The following is a 17,141-nucleotide window of genomic DNA, read 5'->3' as shown; positions in this document are numbered from 1 at the left end:
TACTTAAAAAATCCAATTCTATCAAGCGATTGAAGCGGATCGTGGAAAAATAAAGTGATAAAGTCGGGATTATATCACATTCCCCTAAAATACTAGAATGATAGCTAAAGAAAAAAACCGAGAAATCTCGGTTTTTAAATATTTTTAGCAACAGTCGGAACCAAGCTATCCACTTGGATACCTGCACCCTCGAAAAGAGTTCGAACTTCTTCAACATCAACTTTTCCGTCAATCTGTACTTCGATGACAACTTTTCCAGACTTGGTAGCAAGTTGCACAGTAGACACAATATTATAATCCTTATCTGCCACCAATCGAATAATTTTTTCTAACTCCCCTGCCTTATTTTCAACAAGGAACCGAGCGCGTACTCCTTCTTCTCCATACCCTGAGACATGAAGAAAAGCTGCAAAAATATCACGATCAGTAATGACCCCATACAGTTGACCGTTATCAACAACTGGAAGAATCCCCACTTTGTTTTTATACATGAGATAAGCAGCATCTTCAAGACTAGCGTAACCTGAGACTGTGATAACATTCTTAATCATCACATCCTTGACCTTAGTCTTATTCAAAAGGTAGTTCATCTCGTAAATAGATAGGCTAGTTGCTTTCGATGGACTAGCTTCTGCGATCGTTCCCTCAGTGACCAAACCAACCAACTTATCATTTTCAATAACAGGTAGACGGTGCAAATCCTGTTCACGCATAATATCTGCAGCGTGTGCAATGGTTGTATCTGGTGAAATATAAACAACTTTACGGGTCATAAAATCTTTAACAGACATAGGACTTCCTCCTTTGGTAAATCATACTTTATTATACCACAAATCCGAAAACGATTTCAATATTTAATGAAAAGAAATGAAAATCAATTCTTATCCAGTACCTTGAAAGGAATATGGGAATAATCTCTGTGCGTTTTCAAAAATTCCAAGGCTTCTTTTTTTACCTGTATGAGATTGACACCTTGGGCATTGGCCCCATAGACACAGCCACAATAGCACTGGCGATAAATGTCATACTCTTCACACATTTGAACTGAACGCTGATAGCCTCCATTTTTCTTAAAGTCACTCGGAAGATACTGGGTATCGTATAATTTCTGCACCTCAATCCCAACAGCATTGATGGTCTGCGAATTCTTATGTGGACTGATTGTCAAAGCCGAACCAAAATAGTCAAAACCAAGCTCAACTGCCTTCTCCGCAGTCTTATCCAACCGATAATCATAGCAAACCTTACACCGATCTCCTCCCTCTGGCTCATTGGCAAGATGCTGAGTTTTCTTGAAAAATTCCTGAGGGCTATAGTCAGCTTCTAGGTAGCCTACCGACTGTCCAGTTTTCTGATTAAATTCTTTGACAAACTGGGCCGTCACGGCTGCCCGCCGCTGGTATTCCGCCTTTGGATGAATATTGGAATTCGCAAAATAGATGGTTACATCTGCATATTGAGTCAAGTACTCCAATGTATAGGTCGAGCATGGTGCACAACAGACATGCATGAGAATTTTCGGTCGAAGCCCCGCTTCCTGCCACGTGCTCGCCATTTTTTGAAATACTTTATCATAGTTAACCTTTTGATTCGGTGATAGAGTCGATAAAATCTCTTCAACTTTAATCATACAAACCTCCAAATATACATTCATTATACTATATTTGAAGACCACTGCATAGATAGTAATAATATGAGAGAACGCTCCCCATTTCCACCTAAACAGGTCCCTCGGACCTTGATATAAAGAAAAACGCCCGCCGGCGTTTCTCATCTCCAACTTAAAACGTGGGGTAACCCACTTATAAAGAAAACCGCTTACCAGCGGTTCTCATCTCCGACCTAAAAAGGTCCCCCGGACCTTTTTAGCCACCCAGATATGCTTTTTTGACTTCTTCTGAGGCGAGGAGTTCTTTTCCTGTTCCTGAGAGGACGACTTTTCCTGTTTCTAGAACATAGCCACGATCTGCGATAGCAAGGGCTTTGTTGGCATTTTGCTCAATCAAGAGGACAGTTGTTCCTTGTTTTTGAATATCTTGGATGATATCAAAAATTTCTTGAATGAAGATTGGAGCCAAGCCCATTGACGGCTCGTCAAGGAGCAAGAGTTTTGGTTGACTCATTAGGGCACGTCCCATGGCCAACATCTGTTGCTCACCACCTGAAAGGGTAGCGGCATCTTGGTTCTTACGCTCCTCCAAACGTGGGAAGCGCGCAAAGATTTTTTTCAAGTTTGCTTGGTTTTCTTCACGATTGTTGCGAAGGAAGGCACCCATTTCCAAGTTTTCCATAACAGTCAAGCCTGCAAAGACATGTCGACCTTCTGGAACTTGTGACAAACCGTCTGCAACGATTTTACGAGCAGGAACTTTTTGAATCTCATTTCCAAGGAAAGAGATCGTTCCAACTGATGGACGGACAAGTCCTGAAATAGTACGAAGGATAGAGGTTTTACCAGCACCATTAGCACCGATAAGTGTTACAACTTCACCTTCATTAACCTCAAAGCTAACATCTTTAACAGCTTCGATAACACCGTAGTTAACGGAAAGATTTTTTACTTCTAACATTGCCATTAAGCTTCACCTCCAAGGTAGGCTTCAATTACACGCTTATTATTACGAATTTCTTCTGGTGTACCATGGGCAATCAAACGACCGTACTCCAATACGTATATCCGCTCCGTCACTTCCATAACCAAGCTCATATCGTGTTCGATCAAGATGATAGTAATGCCAAATTCTTCTTTGATTTTACGGATGAGTTGGGTCAATTCTGCCGTTTCTTGTGGGTTCATACCAGCCGCTGGCTCATCCAAGAAAAGAATTTTTGGTTCAGTCGCAAGGGCACGAACGATTTCCAGACGACGCTGTTGGCCATACGGAAGATTTTTAGCTAATGTATCTGCATCGCCATCCAAATCAAAAATCTTCAAGAGATCAATTGCTTTTGCTTTTAATTCTTCTTCATTTTTGTAGAAGGCTGGTAGGCGGAAGAAACTTGCAAAGACATGAGCCTTGCCATGATTTCCCAAACCAATCAAAACATTTTCCAAAACGGTCATATTTTTGAACAAACGAATATTCTGGAAAGTACGACCAAGACCAAGCGAAGCAATTTTTGATGGTGCTTTACCGTTCAAAATAGTCCCTGCAAGAGAAATTGTCCCCTCGCTTGGCTCATAAACACCTGTTAAGAGGTTGAAAAGAGTCGTTTTACCAGCACCGTTTGGACCGATAAGACCAACCAATTCCCCTTCATGAAGTTCCATGGTCACGTCACCAACGGCAGTCAGGCCACCGAAGTTCTTGGTTAAATCTTTTACTTCAAGTAATGCCATTACTTAACCTCCTTCTTCTTGAGTAGAGCCGCTACACTGAATTCCTTCGTTCCCAAAAGACCTCCAGGACGGAAAATCATCAAGAGAATAAGAGCTAATGAATAGATAATCATTGAAATATCAGAGTAACTCTTGAGGAATACGTTCAAAATACCAAGTACAATTGCTGCTACAAAGGTACCTGTAATAGAGCCCAAACCACCCAATACAATGATAATCAAAACGTTAACGGAGGTCATAAAGGCAAAATCTTTCGGAACAATTGTCCCAACGTATCCTGCATGGAGACCACCTGCAATGGCTGCCGTCATAGCACCAAATACAAAGGCTGAAACTTTAACAAATGTTGGATTGACACCTACAGATTCTGCCGCAATTTCATCCTCACGAACAGAAATTGTAGCACGTCCCATTGGACTACGTAGGAAGTTAACTGTCACCAAGGTTGTGATAATTACAAAAATATAAACTAAAGGCCAGCTTGTAAAGAGTGGAATAGACATAATACCTGCTGCACCATTCGTTACACTACCACCATTGATAATTAAAATACGAATAATCTCTGCAACACCAAGGGTCGCAATAGCAAGGTAGTCACCTTTCAAACGCAATGTTGGAAGACCTACTAAGAGTGCTACACCTCCAGCAACCAACATACCGACAAGCAAGGCGATGGCGAAACCACCATAAGATGGCATCATTTTCCCAAGGATACCCACTGCGTAGGCACCAATAGCCATGAATCCAGCATGTCCAAGTGAAAATTGACCTGAAAAACCGACAATCAAGTTTAAGCCGACAGCCAAGATAATCTGAATACCGATTTGCTGTACAATTTGAACATAGTAAAAATTCAAAATACCAGCTGAAACAAGTCCCTGAATGATTCCAAAGCCAGCTAATAAGATTGCCAACCAAATTGCATTAACTTTTAAATTTTGCTTCATGGTTACACCTTCTCTTTCACATTTTTACCAAGAATACCACTTGGACGAACAAGGAGTATGATGATTAATACAGCATAAACGATCGCATCACGGAAAGTATCCAAACCGATTACATATGTAAATGTTTCAATAATACCGATAACAAATCCACCAAGTGCTGCACCTGGAATAATACCGATACCGCCCAATACTGCCGCAACAAAGGCTTTCAGACCTGGCGTCATCCCCATCAAAGGCTCTATCTGGTTATAGTAGAGACCTAGGAGAACACCCGCAGCACCCGCAAGAGCTGACCCAAGAGCAAAAGTAAAGCTGATTGTACGGTTTACGTTAATCCCCATCAACTGAGCCGCATCGCTATCTACAGAGACCGCACGCATGGCTTTCCCCATTTTTGTACGTTTGACAATTAATTGAAGAGCGACCATCAACGCAAGCGATACACCAAGAATAATCAACTGGATATTGGTTACAGAAACTGGGCCAAGGTTAAAGGTCACAGCTTCGATTGCTTGTGGAAAGGCTTTTACGTCTGCTGTAAAGAATTTGACCATAGTGTATTCCAAGAAGAAGGATACACCGATGGCAGTAATCAAGGCTGCAATACGCGTTGAATGACGCAAGGGACGATAAGCCAAAAATTCAATGACGACACCAAGAAGGGCAGTTCCAACCATTGACAAGATGAGGGCAACAAAGAATCGTGTGCCACCGTCGGCAATGAAAGTTAGGTTATTTAATAAGAAATACCCCATAAAAGCCCCCATCATATAGAGGTCACCATGGGCGAAGTTAATGAGTTTGATAATTCCGTACACCATGGTATAACCAAGGGCCAAAAGGGCATAAACAGAACCAAGAATCAAACCATTGACAAGTTGTTGAAGCATAGGTTCACCAATCTTTCTAAATATTTTTCGAGCTCAATAGCATTGTTACATTATACAAAATTTTCTGAAAATAAGCAAGTTAGATAGAGAGTTTAATCATTAAAATTACCGAAAATTTAACCAAATTTTAAAGCAACATGTATACTATTCTATACATTCTGACAAGCGAAAAAGAGGGAATTCCCTCTTTTCATCCACTATTAGTCAATAGAGATAGTATCTACAGATGATTCTTCTCCGTTTGTTAAACCAACAACATAAACTGATTTAACGACATTGTGCTCTTTGTCAACAGACATTGTACCAGTCACACCTTCAAAGTCTTTCAGAGCTGCAAGATTAGCCTTCACTGCTGCTGAATCAGCTGCACCTTTTGCTGCTTCTGCTGCCATGTAAACCGAGTCGTAAGCTAAAGCTGAGAACATTGATGGCTCTTCATTGTACTCTTTCACGTATGCATCATGGAATGCTTTTGCTTTTTCGCTTGCTGATGTTACAAATCCAGAAAGGTAGTAAACATTTGATGCTGCTGATGCAGTTGCCAATTCAGTAAATTGTGGTGAGTCAAAACCATCTGAACCAAGAATTGGCTTGTCAATACCCAAACCGCGTGCTTGCTTCACAATTGTACCTGTTTCATTGTAGTAACCAGGCATGATGATGGCATCAAATTCCTTATCTTTCAATTTTGTCAAAGCAGCTTGGAAATCCTTATCGCCAGAAGCAAATGTGATTTCTGAAACGATTTCTCCTTTGTAAGCCTTCTTGAAAGCCTCTGCTACACCCTTACCATAATCAGAAGAGTTGTCAAAGTAAAGAACAACTTTCTTAGCTGACAAGTTCTCAGTAGCGTATTTAGCCATAATTTGACCTTGATACCCATCTGTAAAGGTTGTACGGAAGAAGTATTCTTGGACCCCACCTTTATCGTTCACAACCAGGTTTGTTTGAGTTCCTGAAGGAGTAATCATAGGAACACCAGCAGATGTCAATGCTGGAATAGAGGCTGCTGAAGCTCCTGATGTAGCAGGGCCAATCACAACGTTTGCCCCTTCACTTGCCAAGCTTGTTGCAACAGTAGCTGCCTCTGCTGTTTCAGACTTGTTGTCTTTTGTGATTACTTCGATTTTTTTGCCGTCAATACCACCCGTAGCATTGATTTCTTTCACAGCAAGGTTGGCACCTTTTTCCTCTGTTTGACCATAAGATGAAACAGCACCTGACAACTCCAAGTTGTAGCCGATTTTAAATGTATCACCTACAGAAGAACCTGCGGCTGAAGTATTGGTTGTCGAAACATTACCACATGCAGCAAGTAGAGCTGCAGAGGCAAATGTAGCAAGCGCTACTGCAAATTTTCTTGTTTTCATGAAAACTCCTTAAATCTTTCTTAAATTTTACGATGTATCTAATATACTGAATTATCTGAAAATTGTCAACAAAAAAAGAAAAAATTTTTAAAATAAAAAATTAGCAGGTATGTATCCCCTGCTAATTCCGACTATCCTACGACTGATTGCTCTTCATCTCTCCATAGATTACCTACAAAGTTTTGGTCTAATTCCTTAATGTACGAAGGAACCACTTTTTTTACAAAACGTTCCTTTTTCAATTTTGATATGGTAGCTTCTACTAGTTCTTGATCCATATACACCAAAACATATCGTAATCGTTTAGAATGGTAAACAATATCTCCATATTGGCTGAGTTTACGTGCATCACGATTGTAGTGTAAATAGACAGTTAAGCAAGTGCGATTTTTCTTCTCAAACATGTCTTCTCCTCTAAAAATTCTCTTTCTATATTATACCGTTTTCAATGATAAATGAAAAGCTCCAACTACCTGTAAAAGAGTTGGAGCTAATAGGAATAGTCAGTGTTATTACATATTTGTCACTGCTTATTTGACTTTTGTATTGTCCATGATTTGGTCAATAAATCCGTAAGCCAAGGTTTCTTCTGCTGACATCCAGTAATCACGTTCTGCATCCTTATGGATTTGTTTGACTGTTTTTCCAGAATTATCAGCTAAGATTTTTTCCAATTTGTTACGGGTTTTGAGCAAGTGCTCAGCAGCAATAGCCATATCTGTTTGTTGCGTACCGCCACCAGTTCCGCCCATTGGCTGGTGAATCATGTATTCTGCATTTGGCAACATGAACCGTTTACCTTTGGCACCGCTTGATGCAATAATCGTTCCCATGCTGGCTGCTGTTCCCATAACGATGGTTTGAACATCAGCTTTAATGAAATTCATCGTGTCTACAATGGCAAGACCTGCTGACACAGAACCTCCTGGTGTATTGACATAAAGATAAATATCCTTAGTCGGATCTTGGGCATCAAGGAAAAGCAATTGGGCAATGATTGAGTTTGCCATGTTATCCTCAACTGGTCCTGTCAACATGATAATACGGTCTTTCAAAAGGCGTGAGTAAATATCATACGAACGTTCACCACGACTGGTTTGTTCAATAACTACTGGAATCATAAAATTACTCCTTTTCGAGATTTTCTGTACCCATTATATATGAATAGTCAAAATTGGTCAAATAAAAAACACGATTTCAGGAAATGAAAAAGAAACCAGCAGAGCTGATTCCTTTTAATCAATTATTTTGTACCGAACAAGCGGTCACCAGCATCACCAAGACCTGGTACAATGTAGCCTTTTTCATTGAGTTTTTCATCCAAGGCTGCTGTGTAAATATCAATGTCTGGATGTGCATCTTGAAGAGCTTTTACACCTTCTGGAGCTGAAACAAGAGCAACAAATTTGATATTTGAAGCACCACGTTTTTTCAATGAATCAACTGCAAGAATAGCTGAACCACCTGTAGCAAGCATTGGGTCAACTACAAAAATATGACGTTGATCAATATCTTCTGGTAATTTCACAAGATACTCAACGGGTTGAAGGGTTTCTTCATCGCGGTACATACCGATGTGACCAACTTTAGCTGCTGGTACCAAGCTTAGCAAACCATCAACCATACCAACACCTGCACGAAGAATTGGTACGATAGCTAATTTTTTACCTGCAATTTGTTTCTGAACTGTTTTAGTGATTGGCGTTTCAATCTCCACATCTTCAAGTGGCAAGTCACGCAAAACTTCGTAACCCATTAGCATTGCGATTTCATTTACCAACTCACGAAAATCCTTAGTAGAAGTCGATGTGCGACGAAGGATTGACAACTTGTGCTGAATGAGTGGGTGTGAAATGACTTGGAATTTACCCATGATGATAAAACCTCTCTTTTTTGTTTTTTCCATTTTACCAAAAAATCATGAAAAAAGCATGGGAAAAGAAAAGGAATTTATTTTTTGAGAACGACTGCCTCATATGGTCTCAATAATTGCCCATCAAAAAATGAAGCCACATCGTAATTATGCATAAACAAGGAATACCCTTCACTTGATACTTCAAATGCTTGCTCATCACTGGTGAAATTTACCAGAATGATGAAATCATCCTGATCATCATATTTACGGTAGGCCATTACCGAGCTATTTCCAGTCTCCATCACTTCATATTTTCCTTCAGACATACAAGGATAATCTTTCCGAAGAGCGATTAATTTTTGATAGGTATAGAAGAGCGATTGTTTGTCTGCCAGTGCTTTTTCAACGTTGATGTCTTTGACAGTATCTCCCAAAGCCAGCCAGGCTTGACCTGTACTGAAACCTGCTCCTTCTGCTCCTGTCCATTGCATTGGACGGCGAGCATTATCACGACCTTTGGCATTTATAGAAGTAATCAATTCCTCCTTGGTGAAGCCATTTTCAATCCGTTCCGCATACATGCGACGTGTTTCAATATCGTCCGCTTGGCTAATATCCGTAATCGGTGTATTAATCATACCAATTTCCTCACCTTGGTAGATATAAGGTGTCCCTGACATAAAGTGAAGATAAATAGCCAACATTTTACCACTTAGCTCACGAAAGGCAGGTCGATCATCACCGAAGCGAGAAATGGCACGAGGTAAATCATGGTTATTCCAGAAAAGTGAGTTCCAGCCTTTACCAACCAGTTCAGTCTGCCATTTAGATAGAACCTTATGCAAACGAGCTGGATCAAGCGGTGCCAAATCCCACTTTTCTTTCCCTTCCTGCTGATCAAGTCCTACATGTTCAAATTGGAAAATCATCGAAAATTCTTTTCGGTCAGGATGCGAATATAACTGAGCATTTTCTGGATTGGCACTCCAGGTTTCCCCAACAGTCACTAAATCGTAAGCACCGAAGGTTTTCTCATTTAATTCCTGAATAAGAGGATGGAGAGTCGGTCCATCGGCTGTAATTAATTTTTCCGGTTCTTTTCCAATCAAATCAATCACATCTAGCCTGAAACCACCGACACCTTTTTCAATCCAAAAATTGATCATGTCCCAGATTTCTTGTTTCAGAGCAGGATTTTTCCAGTTCAAATCTGGTTGCTTAACAGAGAATTGGTGGAGATAGTATTTGTTCAGATGTGAAACGTATTCCCAAGCAGAGCCTGAAAAGGTCGAGCGTAATTCATTCGGCTCATCAGCCCAAACATAATAGTCATAATAGGGATTATCTGGTCCTTTGAGGGCTTCTTGAAACCAAAAATGTTCATCCGAGGTATGATTGAGCACCAAATCCATGATTATTTTGATATTGCGCTTATGGCCTTCTGCAATCAGCTCTTCCATATCTTCCATGGTCCCAAATTCTGGAGCAATTCCTTGGTAGTCACTGATGTCGTAACCATTGTCATCCATGGGGGACTGATAAACAGGACTAAGCCAAATAGCATCAATTCCAAGCTCGTGAAGATAATCTAATCGGCTGATAATCCCTCGAATATCCCCTACTCCATCTCCATTTGAATCTTGAAAACTACGAGGGTAAATTTGGTAAATGACGGACTTCTTCCACCAATCTGTCTTTTGTATTTCTGACATTTGATTGATCCTTTCTATACAATCTAATTTACGCAAGAAAAAGGGGAATCCCCCTCTTTCTATATAATCATATTATAACTCAATTGTGGTAATTTTGCCCTCTTCTATTTCAACAATTTCAAAGGATTTCTCTTTTAGATTTGCTGTTAGACGGGCAGACACCCCTGCATCTTGATTGTTCCAGACAATTTCCATACTTGTTTCATCCAGCATCTTAACAGAGAACTCTCCGTCGAAAGCCGGACTTGTATTGCGGAATTTAAGGAGTTTGAACAAGGATTGTACAACTGGCCGTTGTACTTCGTTCTCAATTTCTTCCAAATCATAATAATGGCGATTGATATTGCGGCCTTCCTTAGTTGATTCTAAAAGTTCAATATCATTTTCGCCTGCAAGTAAACCAACATAGTAAATCTGTGGAATACCAGGTGCAAAACATTGAAGAACACGCGCTAATAGGTAAGCTTGATCGTTGTTGCCAAGGGCAGAATAATATGTACAGTTAATCTGATAAATATCCAAATTATTGTAGGCTTCTGTACTATAAATTTTCTTCACATTGGCACCTTGTGCATATAAGGCTTCACGCGTTTCCTCTGTCTCCTCATCCGTCAGCAAATCCTTAACGTCCACAACACCTATTCCATCATGTGTATCAAGAGTTGTAAATTGCTTACGAGGGCAAATCTCCATCCAGTGAACCAGACGATTGACATGACCAGAATACAAAGCGTGGAGAACCAGCATTGGCAAGGCAAAGTCATAAACATAATAATCCTGTTCCGCAATTTTTTGCTGAATGGTGTAGTGCTCATGAATTTCTGGTAAGATTTCTACATCTTTTGGTGCCAATAACTGACGTGGAAAATGGAGCATTTCCCAAATATCAGGCTCTACAAAGAAACAGTTGGTTCCTATTTTTTTATTGGCATAAGCAAAGGCGTCCAAGCGAATAATCGAAGCACCATGTTCTGCCAACTGCTCCAAATTTTCTTGGATGAACCGACGTGTTGTCTCTGTAGTCACATCCAAGTCAATCTGTTGCTCATCAAAGGTACACCATACCTTCTCCTCGCTACCATCAGCAAATTTGGCAATGCGATATGGAGCACGAGGTTTACGCTTGTAGATCAAATCAACATCTTCTTGCGTTGGCTCACTATTTGGCCAAAAGTTTTTATAGCGAATAAACAAATCCGCATAAGCTGATTCATCTTTCTTTTCAAGAAAATCAAGGAAATAAGGAGATTTTGCAGAAATATGATTGATCATAAAATCGAACATCAGATAGTAGTCCTTACTCAATGCTTCAATATCTGACCAATCTCCAAATGCAGGATCTACCTTTGTATAATCCATTGGTGCAAACCCACGGTCACCTGATGATGGGAAAAACGGCAGAATATGGATACCTCCCACAACATCCTTTAATGGCCCCTCAAGTACTTTTTTCAAATCCTTAAGATTCTTGCCTAAACTATCCGAATAAGTAATCAACATCGCTTGATTTTTAATTTTCATAGATTTTCTCCTTTGTAAGCCTTTTCTTTTTTCATTGTTAGAAAAGGTTGAACAAGTCAACCTTTCGATTTATTTGACAGAACCACTCGTCATACCAGAAATAATATGTTTTTGGAAGACAAGATAGACAAGTAAGATTGGAATAATTCCCACCACATAGGAGGCAAATGATGGTCCATAATCACTGAAATACATGCCTTGATAGTTGTATTGGAAAAGTGGTAAAGTCCACATGCTTTGATCACGGTTCAATACTAGTAACGGCAAGAGGAAATCGTTCCAGACCCAGAGGGCATTGATAATCAAAACCGTTGCATGCATAGGTTTCATGAGTGGGAAAATGATTTTCCAGTACATGGTAAATTTATCACAGCCATCAATAGCTGCCGCCTCATCCATTTCCTCAGGAACAATGGTCTTAATATAGCCGACGTAGAGGAAGAGGGCCTGAGGAACTGCATAGGTCAAATAGAGGATAATCAAGCCGACAATATTATTCAAACCAAGGCTTGACATTAATTTGGTCATTGGGAGCATAATCACCTGGAAAGGTACAAAAATCCCAATAATCAAGAAAAAGTAGATAAAGTTAAACACTGTCTGGCGTTTCATTTGACGGGCTACGGCGAAAGCTGCCATTGGAATAACAAGTAAAATCAAGCCAACAGCTACAATCGTTATCAAGGCAGAATTACCAAAATATTGTACAATCCCATCATTAAACAAGCGTTCGTAGTTATTTAAGGTGAAATTTTCAGGAAGACCAAAGAAATTGCTCGTGATTTCCTTTGTTGGTTTGAATGAACTTATAATCGTCACAAGTAGCGGAATAAACATGAAGAGAATACCGCTGAAGAGCACGAGATAGACCCACCAATTTTTCTGTTTTTGAGTATTCATGACAGTCCTCCTAAATTTCAAATTTCTTCGAAATTCTCATCTGAATCAATGAGATGACAATAATGAAGATGAAGAGTACTACAGCCAAAGCATTGGCATAAGAGAATTTGTTGTCTACAAAGGCATAGTTGTAAACGAGTAAGCCCAAGGATTCTGTTTTGCCATCTGGGCCACCACTTGTCAATGCAAAGATAAGATCAAATGCTGTCAAACCTGATTTCATAGCCAAGATGAAAACCATACTGATAGATGGCAATAAGAATGGAAGCTCAATATTGAAGAACTGTTGAGAACGACTTGCACCATCAATTGCAGCAGCTTCCTTAACATCTTCTGGGATACTTTGTAAACCAGACAAGAAAATGATGACTGGCATCGCCAACCCTTGCCAGAGAGCCACAAAAAGTACAGCTGGAATAACAGTATTTTCTTGGACCAATAAGTTTTCCATCAACCAATCAATATACAGAATCTCACCAATTTGTGTGAAACCATAGTTGAACAATTGGACAAAAATCAATCCTAAAGTGACTGTGGATAGCACCGCCGGGAAGAAATACCAGGTTCTAAAGAAACCAACTGCTTTAATCTTACGATTGAGCAAGGTAGCCAACCAAATCCCTATAACAATTTCTCCGATGACCAAACCAATAGTGAAGATAATGGTAAAGGTCATGGAAGTATAAAAATCAGGATTTTTTAAGATGTCTAGATAGTTTTGAATACCAATTAAACTAAAATCCGATGTCAATCCATTCCAATCCGTCAAGCTGTAATAGATACCTGTAAATAGGGGATAGAAGAAAAAGATCAACTGTAAACCAATTGGTATGGCAACAAATAGATAGGGCCAATATTTAGCAATAAATCCTTTTTGATTCATCATGGTACTCCTTTTTGAAAATATGTATAGTTGCTTAGGGTCAGTTTGAATGGAGTGGTAAGGGGGATTCAAACTGACCCTAAGCAACTATAAAGAAGAGCTAGGCTGTTCTAGCCCTCTTTATAGTTTTCTTGAATTATTTTTTCATTGGATCAAAGAATGCATTCAGTTTTTTCACTAATTCTGCTGAGTTTGGTTTTTTAACCATTTCAACAGTGATATTCCAGAACTCTTCTTCTGATTCCCATTCAGATTGCAACCAAACTACGTGTTTGTCAGTGAAGGCATATTGTGTAACTCCAGCAGTTTCTTCAAACTTGCCTTCTGTAGCTACACCTTCAACTGAAGTTGGTGAGCCATCTACATCATAGTATTTTTGCATCACTTCTGGACGAGAGAGGTATTCTAGGAATTTTTTAGACTCTTCTGGGTGCTCTGTATCTGCGGAAATAGATAGAGCAAGGTCTGCTGCACCGATGGTATAGTCGCCACCTTCTTTATCACCAGGGAAGGTAAACATACCATATTCAAATTCTGGTTCTTGTTGGTTAACGGCTGTAGCTGCCCACGTACCTTGTGGAAGCATGAGAGCATCTCCTGCCGCAAAAGCTGCCACTGCATCTGCATAGAGGGCTCCAGTTGCACCTTTTTGTCCGTTATCTGTCAACAATTGCAAGCGTTCTAAGACAGCTTTCGTTGTAGCATCATCTTGAATCGCTCCCTTTGCACTGCGAATCAGAATATCTTCTGCGCCATCAAATCCACCCGCAACAGTTACCCAAGCTAACTGATGGTAGCCGTTCAATGACCAAGCGTCATTCAATGAAAGGGCAAATGGTGCTGCACTGCCGTCAGCCTTGATTTTGTCTACCAAAGCCACAAATTCTGCATAGGTAGTAGGAACTTCGAGACCCAACTCTTTGAACTTATCTTTATTATAGTAAATACCATAAGCATTCGCTGTCAAAGGAAGGGTGTAATTTTTTTCGTTAACAAGATATGGCGTTACAGCACCATCTTTCAAGTGGTTTAAACCTGCATCATCACCAATTTCTAGGAAACGACCATCCGCTGCGTATGCTTTAAAGTCCGCATTTTGTGGATAAATGTTGATGACATCTGGAGCTTCGTTATTTGCCATACGGGTTTTCAGAACAGTTCCTGCATCTGGTACATTTGAAAATTTAACATCAATCGTAGGATTTTCTTTTTCAAAATCATCAATAATTTCCTGCAGAGTCGCTTGCATTTCAGGTTTTTGTGAGAAATATTCAATTTCTACCTTATCGCTACTACTTGCATTCCCACAAGCAACCAAAAAGCTGGCAAAAGCACAAACCGACGCACATTTTAAAAATGTTTTCATTTTCATTATAAAATCCTCCTAGATTTTGTTAAAAATATATTGTACACTAAAATAATCTTTTTGAACATGTGGCATTGTAAGTCCAATGTTCATCAATTCATCACCGTAGAATGATTCTCCCAATTGAGGACATTCATACAAGGCATCTGAATCAAGTCCTTTTAATTGAACTTGTAAAAGCGGAGCTTCTGATTGAGCCAGTATCTTAACAAAGGTGAATACCGCTTGACTTTTATCTTTATTGACATAATTGGCAGCCCAGGTATTGCTTGTTTTTTTCAAGCGATAGAGCAAGCCTTCCTGAACTGTTGAGCGAATGGATTTGAAGGTTTGAACTTGCTGACGGATTTCATCTAACTCATCTGAGTTTAGTTTGGTCAAATCTAGTTCATAACCAAATGCTCCCCCCATCATTGCCACATTACCACGTGTTGCAAGCGGAGTGATTCGACCAACTTGGTGGTTAGGAACTGCAGACACATGGGCTCCCATAGAAGAAGCAGGTAAAATCAAACTAGTCCCTTCTTGGATAGAAAGTCGACCAATCGCATCTGTATTATCACTAGCCCAAGCCTGTGGCATATAGTAGAGCAAACCGAGGTCGTTTCGACCACCGCCACCAGCACAGGATTCAAATAAGATGTCTGGAAAACGCTTGGTAAGGTTGTCCAAAACTCGATATAGTCCTAAAATATAGCGATGATGGAATTCAAATCGTTGATCATTTGCATAATATGGCGACATATTCGTAATATTGCGATTCATATCCCATTTAACATAACTAATCGGAGCTGACTCTAATATACTTGCGACAGATTCGATAATATAATCACAAACCTCTGACCTGGTCAGATCCAACACCAATTGTTCTCTACTGAAAATCGGTTTCCTCCTATCAATATGAATGGCCCAATCTGGGTGTTTCCGATAGAGATCACTATCTACTGAAATCATCTCTGGTTCAAACCACAATCCGAATTTCATGCCAAGTTGGTTTATACGATCAGCCAGTCCATCCAAACCATTTGGTAGCTTGTCCAAATTGACTTTCCAATCACCCAATGAACTTTCATCATTATTTCGTTTTCCAAACCAACCATCATCTAGTACAAAAAGTTCTACTCCAACTTGACTGGCCGATTTCGCCATCTCTACGATCTTGTCTTCAGTAAAATCGAAATAGGTCCCTTCCCAGTTATTAATGAGGATCGGGCGTTCTTGATGGCTAAACTTCGAAGCCACAATATGATTTTTTATGAACTCGTGACTATCTTGTGTCATGCCAGTCAACCCTTTATCAGTGAAGGATAAGAGAACTTCTGGTGTTTGGAAACGTGAATGTTGTCCTAATTCCCAACAAAATTGTTCATCGTTTAATCCCATGCCCCAACGACAGGTCTCTAAAGGTGTCACTTCAACAAATCCAGTGAAATTTCCACTATATACTAATTGAGCAGCGTAGACATGACCACTGTCTTCGGTTACAGCAGGGTCCGCGAGTGCTATGAATGGTGTTTTTGAATGACTTGAGGCTCCTCGAATACTTCCAATGGAAAATTTCCCCTTGGTTAAGGGTGTCTGTGTCCACTCCTTTTCAAATCCATATCTGCCCGCTAGGCTATGTACAACAAAATCTTTGTGTGGAAAATCAAGTGTAAAAGACAAAGCCTTTTCGATTTTTGTTGGAAATTGACCTGTTTGAATGGTTGTAGAACGGCTAAGATAATTCGCGTCCTCAAACACACTGTACTGAAGCGTCACAGTAATGTCTGTTAGCTGATCATAGAGATCAATCTCTAGACTATCTACCTCGTCCTCATCAGCAAAACTAGAAGGTAATCCTTCAAGTGCTTGTTTGCCTTTCTTTATTCTGTGTGCCTTATACTTTAAATCCAAGGCCACACCAAACTCATTTCGCAATTCAATTGCAGCTGTGCGGAAATCACCTAAACCATTACTAGAATATTCCTGTTGTAAGGTATCCATAGAGTATGTCCTGTTTCCAGAAATTGGACTAGGTGAAAAGGATCGATCTAGATATGTGATTTTATTTCCCGGACTAAAATGTTTAACCTTTTTACCAAAATATCTGTGAACTAAATCTCCCGTTTCCAAAATTTGAATAATGTATGAAAACTCTCTAGTTTGTAGGTGGAACAAGCGATTTTCTTCTAAGTATTGAATCATGTTCTTCTCTCCTGTCTCCTTTACATACTTTATTTTATAGAATGAAAGCGCTTTAATTAATGGTCTTTTGTATCATTAACATGTTATAATGTTTCCTAAGTCTAGTGGTAAAAAGTCAATAGAAAGTTGAGAAAATTCTAGTTGTTTTTTTAGAAAACAGGGTACACTAA

Annotated in this window: 16 protein-coding genes; all 16 read right to left on the bottom strand. The window is 39.7% G+C overall.

All coding sequences use genetic code 11. The features are described from left to right. Window positions 1-134: 134 nt before the first annotated feature. Entirely contained in the window at window positions 135-791 is a 657-nt protein-coding gene (locus SST62_RS0102630) for a CBS domain-containing protein (protein ID WP_002935353.1), read from the bottom strand. Between the two features lie 83 nt (window positions 792-874). Further along, window positions 875-1,630: an epoxyqueuosine reductase QueH gene (locus SST62_RS0102625; protein ID WP_024407091.1), complete on the bottom strand. Its 756-nt coding sequence runs from the start codon at window positions 1,628-1,630 to the stop codon at window positions 875-877. Window positions 1,631-1,865: 235 nt separating this feature from the next. Continuing rightward, on the bottom strand, window positions 1,866-2,576 hold the full coding sequence (locus SST62_RS0102620; protein ID WP_029186199.1) for an ABC transporter ATP-binding protein: 711 nt from the start codon (window positions 2,574-2,576) through the stop codon (window positions 1,866-1,868). Then, window positions 2,576-3,340, bottom strand: coding sequence for an ABC transporter ATP-binding protein (locus tag SST62_RS0102615; protein ID WP_029186198.1), 765 nt, complete (start codon window positions 3,338-3,340; stop codon window positions 2,576-2,578). The genes SST62_RS0102620 and SST62_RS0102615 overlap by 1 nt, the downstream gene beginning before the upstream one ends. Continuing rightward, the gene (locus SST62_RS0102610; protein WP_029186197.1) at window positions 3,340-4,287 is read right to left on the bottom strand and encodes a branched-chain amino acid ABC transporter permease; all 948 of its coding nucleotides are present in this window, start codon (window positions 4,285-4,287) and stop codon (window positions 3,340-3,342) included. Before SST62_RS0102610 ends, SST62_RS0102615 begins: the two co-directional genes overlap by 1 nt. 2 nt (window positions 4,288-4,289) lie before the next feature. Beyond that, entirely contained in the window at window positions 4,290-5,177 is an 888-nt protein-coding gene (locus SST62_RS0102605; protein WP_029186196.1) for a branched-chain amino acid ABC transporter permease, read from the bottom strand. Between the two features lie 200 nt (window positions 5,178-5,377). Continuing rightward, the gene (locus tag SST62_RS0102600; protein WP_029186195.1) at window positions 5,378-6,547 is read right to left on the bottom strand and encodes an ABC transporter substrate-binding protein; all 1,170 of its coding nucleotides are present in this window, start codon (window positions 6,545-6,547) and stop codon (window positions 5,378-5,380) included. Window positions 6,548-6,678: 131 nt separating this feature from the next. Next, on the bottom strand, window positions 6,679-6,951 hold the full coding sequence (locus SST62_RS0102595) for a YlbG family protein (protein WP_029186194.1): 273 nt from the start codon (window positions 6,949-6,951) through the stop codon (window positions 6,679-6,681). Between the two features lie 126 nt (window positions 6,952-7,077). Next, window positions 7,078-7,689 (bottom strand): ATP-dependent Clp protease proteolytic subunit, encoded by a 612-nt coding sequence (locus SST62_RS0102590; RefSeq protein ID WP_223375679.1) that lies wholly within the window; start codon window positions 7,687-7,689, stop codon window positions 7,078-7,080. 101 nt (window positions 7,690-7,790) lie between these two features. Continuing rightward, window positions 7,791-8,420, bottom strand: a complete 630-nt coding sequence (gene upp, locus SST62_RS0102585) for a uracil phosphoribosyltransferase (RefSeq protein ID WP_012027487.1) — start codon at window positions 8,418-8,420, stop codon at window positions 7,791-7,793. A 77-nt stretch (window positions 8,421-8,497) separates the two neighbouring features. Beyond that, on the bottom strand, window positions 8,498-10,114 hold the full coding sequence (locus SST62_RS0102575; protein WP_029186193.1) for a glycoside hydrolase family 13 protein: 1,617 nt from the start codon (window positions 10,112-10,114) through the stop codon (window positions 8,498-8,500). Window positions 10,115-10,186: 72 nt separating this feature from the next. Then, window positions 10,187-11,635: a sucrose phosphorylase gene (gtfA, locus tag SST62_RS0102570; RefSeq protein ID WP_029186192.1), complete on the bottom strand. Its 1,449-nt coding sequence runs from the start codon at window positions 11,633-11,635 to the stop codon at window positions 10,187-10,189. 69 nt (window positions 11,636-11,704) lie between these two features. Then, window positions 11,705-12,535: a carbohydrate ABC transporter permease gene (locus SST62_RS0102565; RefSeq protein WP_009910491.1), complete on the bottom strand. Its 831-nt coding sequence runs from the start codon at window positions 12,533-12,535 to the stop codon at window positions 11,705-11,707. Between the two features lie 10 nt (window positions 12,536-12,545). After that, the gene (locus SST62_RS0102560) at window positions 12,546-13,418 is read right to left on the bottom strand and encodes a carbohydrate ABC transporter permease (protein ID WP_029186191.1); all 873 of its coding nucleotides are present in this window, start codon (window positions 13,416-13,418) and stop codon (window positions 12,546-12,548) included. A 136-nt stretch (window positions 13,419-13,554) separates the two neighbouring features. After that, window positions 13,555-14,790 (bottom strand): extracellular solute-binding protein, encoded by a 1,236-nt coding sequence (locus SST62_RS0102555; protein WP_029186190.1) that lies wholly within the window; start codon window positions 14,788-14,790, stop codon window positions 13,555-13,557. 12 nt (window positions 14,791-14,802) lie between these two features. Then, window positions 14,803-16,971 carry an alpha-galactosidase gene (locus SST62_RS0102550; protein WP_029186189.1) on the bottom strand — a complete coding sequence of 723 codons (2,169 nt, stop codon included), beginning with the start codon at window positions 16,969-16,971 and terminating at the stop codon, window positions 14,803-14,805. Window positions 16,972-17,141: the final 170 nt, after the last annotated feature.

Origin of the sequence: Streptococcus suis YS56, assembly GCF_000440115.1 — a bacterium.
GTDB classification, from domain to species: domain Bacteria; phylum Bacillota; class Bacilli; order Lactobacillales; family Streptococcaceae; genus Streptococcus; species Streptococcus suis_L.
This window is presented reverse-complemented; position numbering and strand designations above follow the sequence as displayed.

Excerpts from the sequence above, each read along its gene's own strand:
- SST62_RS0102630 (WP_002935353.1), bottom strand. The coding sequence starts at position 791 with ATGTCTGTTAAAGATTTTATGACCCGTAAAGTTGTTTATATTTCACCA.
- SST62_RS0102625 (WP_024407091.1), bottom strand. The coding sequence starts at position 1,630 with ATGATTAAAGTTGAAGAGATTTTATCGACTCTATCACCGAATCAAAAG.
- SST62_RS0102620 (WP_029186199.1), bottom strand. The coding sequence starts at position 2,576 with ATGGCAATGTTAGAAGTAAAAAATCTTTCCGTTAACTACGGTGTTATC.
- SST62_RS0102615 (WP_029186198.1), bottom strand. The coding sequence starts at position 3,340 with ATGGCATTACTTGAAGTAAAAGATTTAACCAAGAACTTCGGTGGCCTG.
- SST62_RS0102610 (WP_029186197.1), bottom strand. The coding sequence starts at position 4,287 with ATGAAGCAAAATTTAAAAGTTAATGCAATTTGGTTGGCAATCTTATTA.
- SST62_RS0102605 (WP_029186196.1), bottom strand. The coding sequence starts at position 5,177 with ATGCTTCAACAACTTGTCAATGGTTTGATTCTTGGTTCTGTTTATGCC.
- SST62_RS0102600 (WP_029186195.1), bottom strand. The coding sequence starts at position 6,547 with ATGAAAACAAGAAAATTTGCAGTAGCGCTTGCTACATTTGCCTCTGCA.
- SST62_RS0102595 (WP_029186194.1), bottom strand. The coding sequence starts at position 6,951 with ATGTTTGAGAAGAAAAATCGCACTTGCTTAACTGTCTATTTACACTAC.
- upp (WP_012027487.1), bottom strand. The coding sequence starts at position 8,420 with ATGGGTAAATTCCAAGTCATTTCACACCCACTCATTCAGCACAAGTTG.
- SST62_RS0102575 (WP_029186193.1), bottom strand. The coding sequence starts at position 10,114 with ATGTCAGAAATACAAAAGACAGATTGGTGGAAGAAGTCCGTCATTTAC.
- gtfA (WP_029186192.1), bottom strand. The coding sequence starts at position 11,635 with ATGAAAATTAAAAATCAAGCGATGTTGATTACTTATTCGGATAGTTTA.
- SST62_RS0102565 (WP_009910491.1), bottom strand. The coding sequence starts at position 12,535 with ATGAATACTCAAAAACAGAAAAATTGGTGGGTCTATCTCGTGCTCTTC.
- SST62_RS0102560 (WP_029186191.1), bottom strand. The coding sequence starts at position 13,418 with ATGAATCAAAAAGGATTTATTGCTAAATATTGGCCCTATCTATTTGTT.
- SST62_RS0102555 (WP_029186190.1), bottom strand. The coding sequence starts at position 14,790 with ATGAAAATGAAAACATTTTTAAAATGTGCGTCGGTTTGTGCTTTTGCC.
- SST62_RS0102550 (WP_029186189.1), bottom strand. The coding sequence starts at position 16,971 with ATGATTCAATACTTAGAAGAAAATCGCTTGTTCCACCTACAAACTAGA.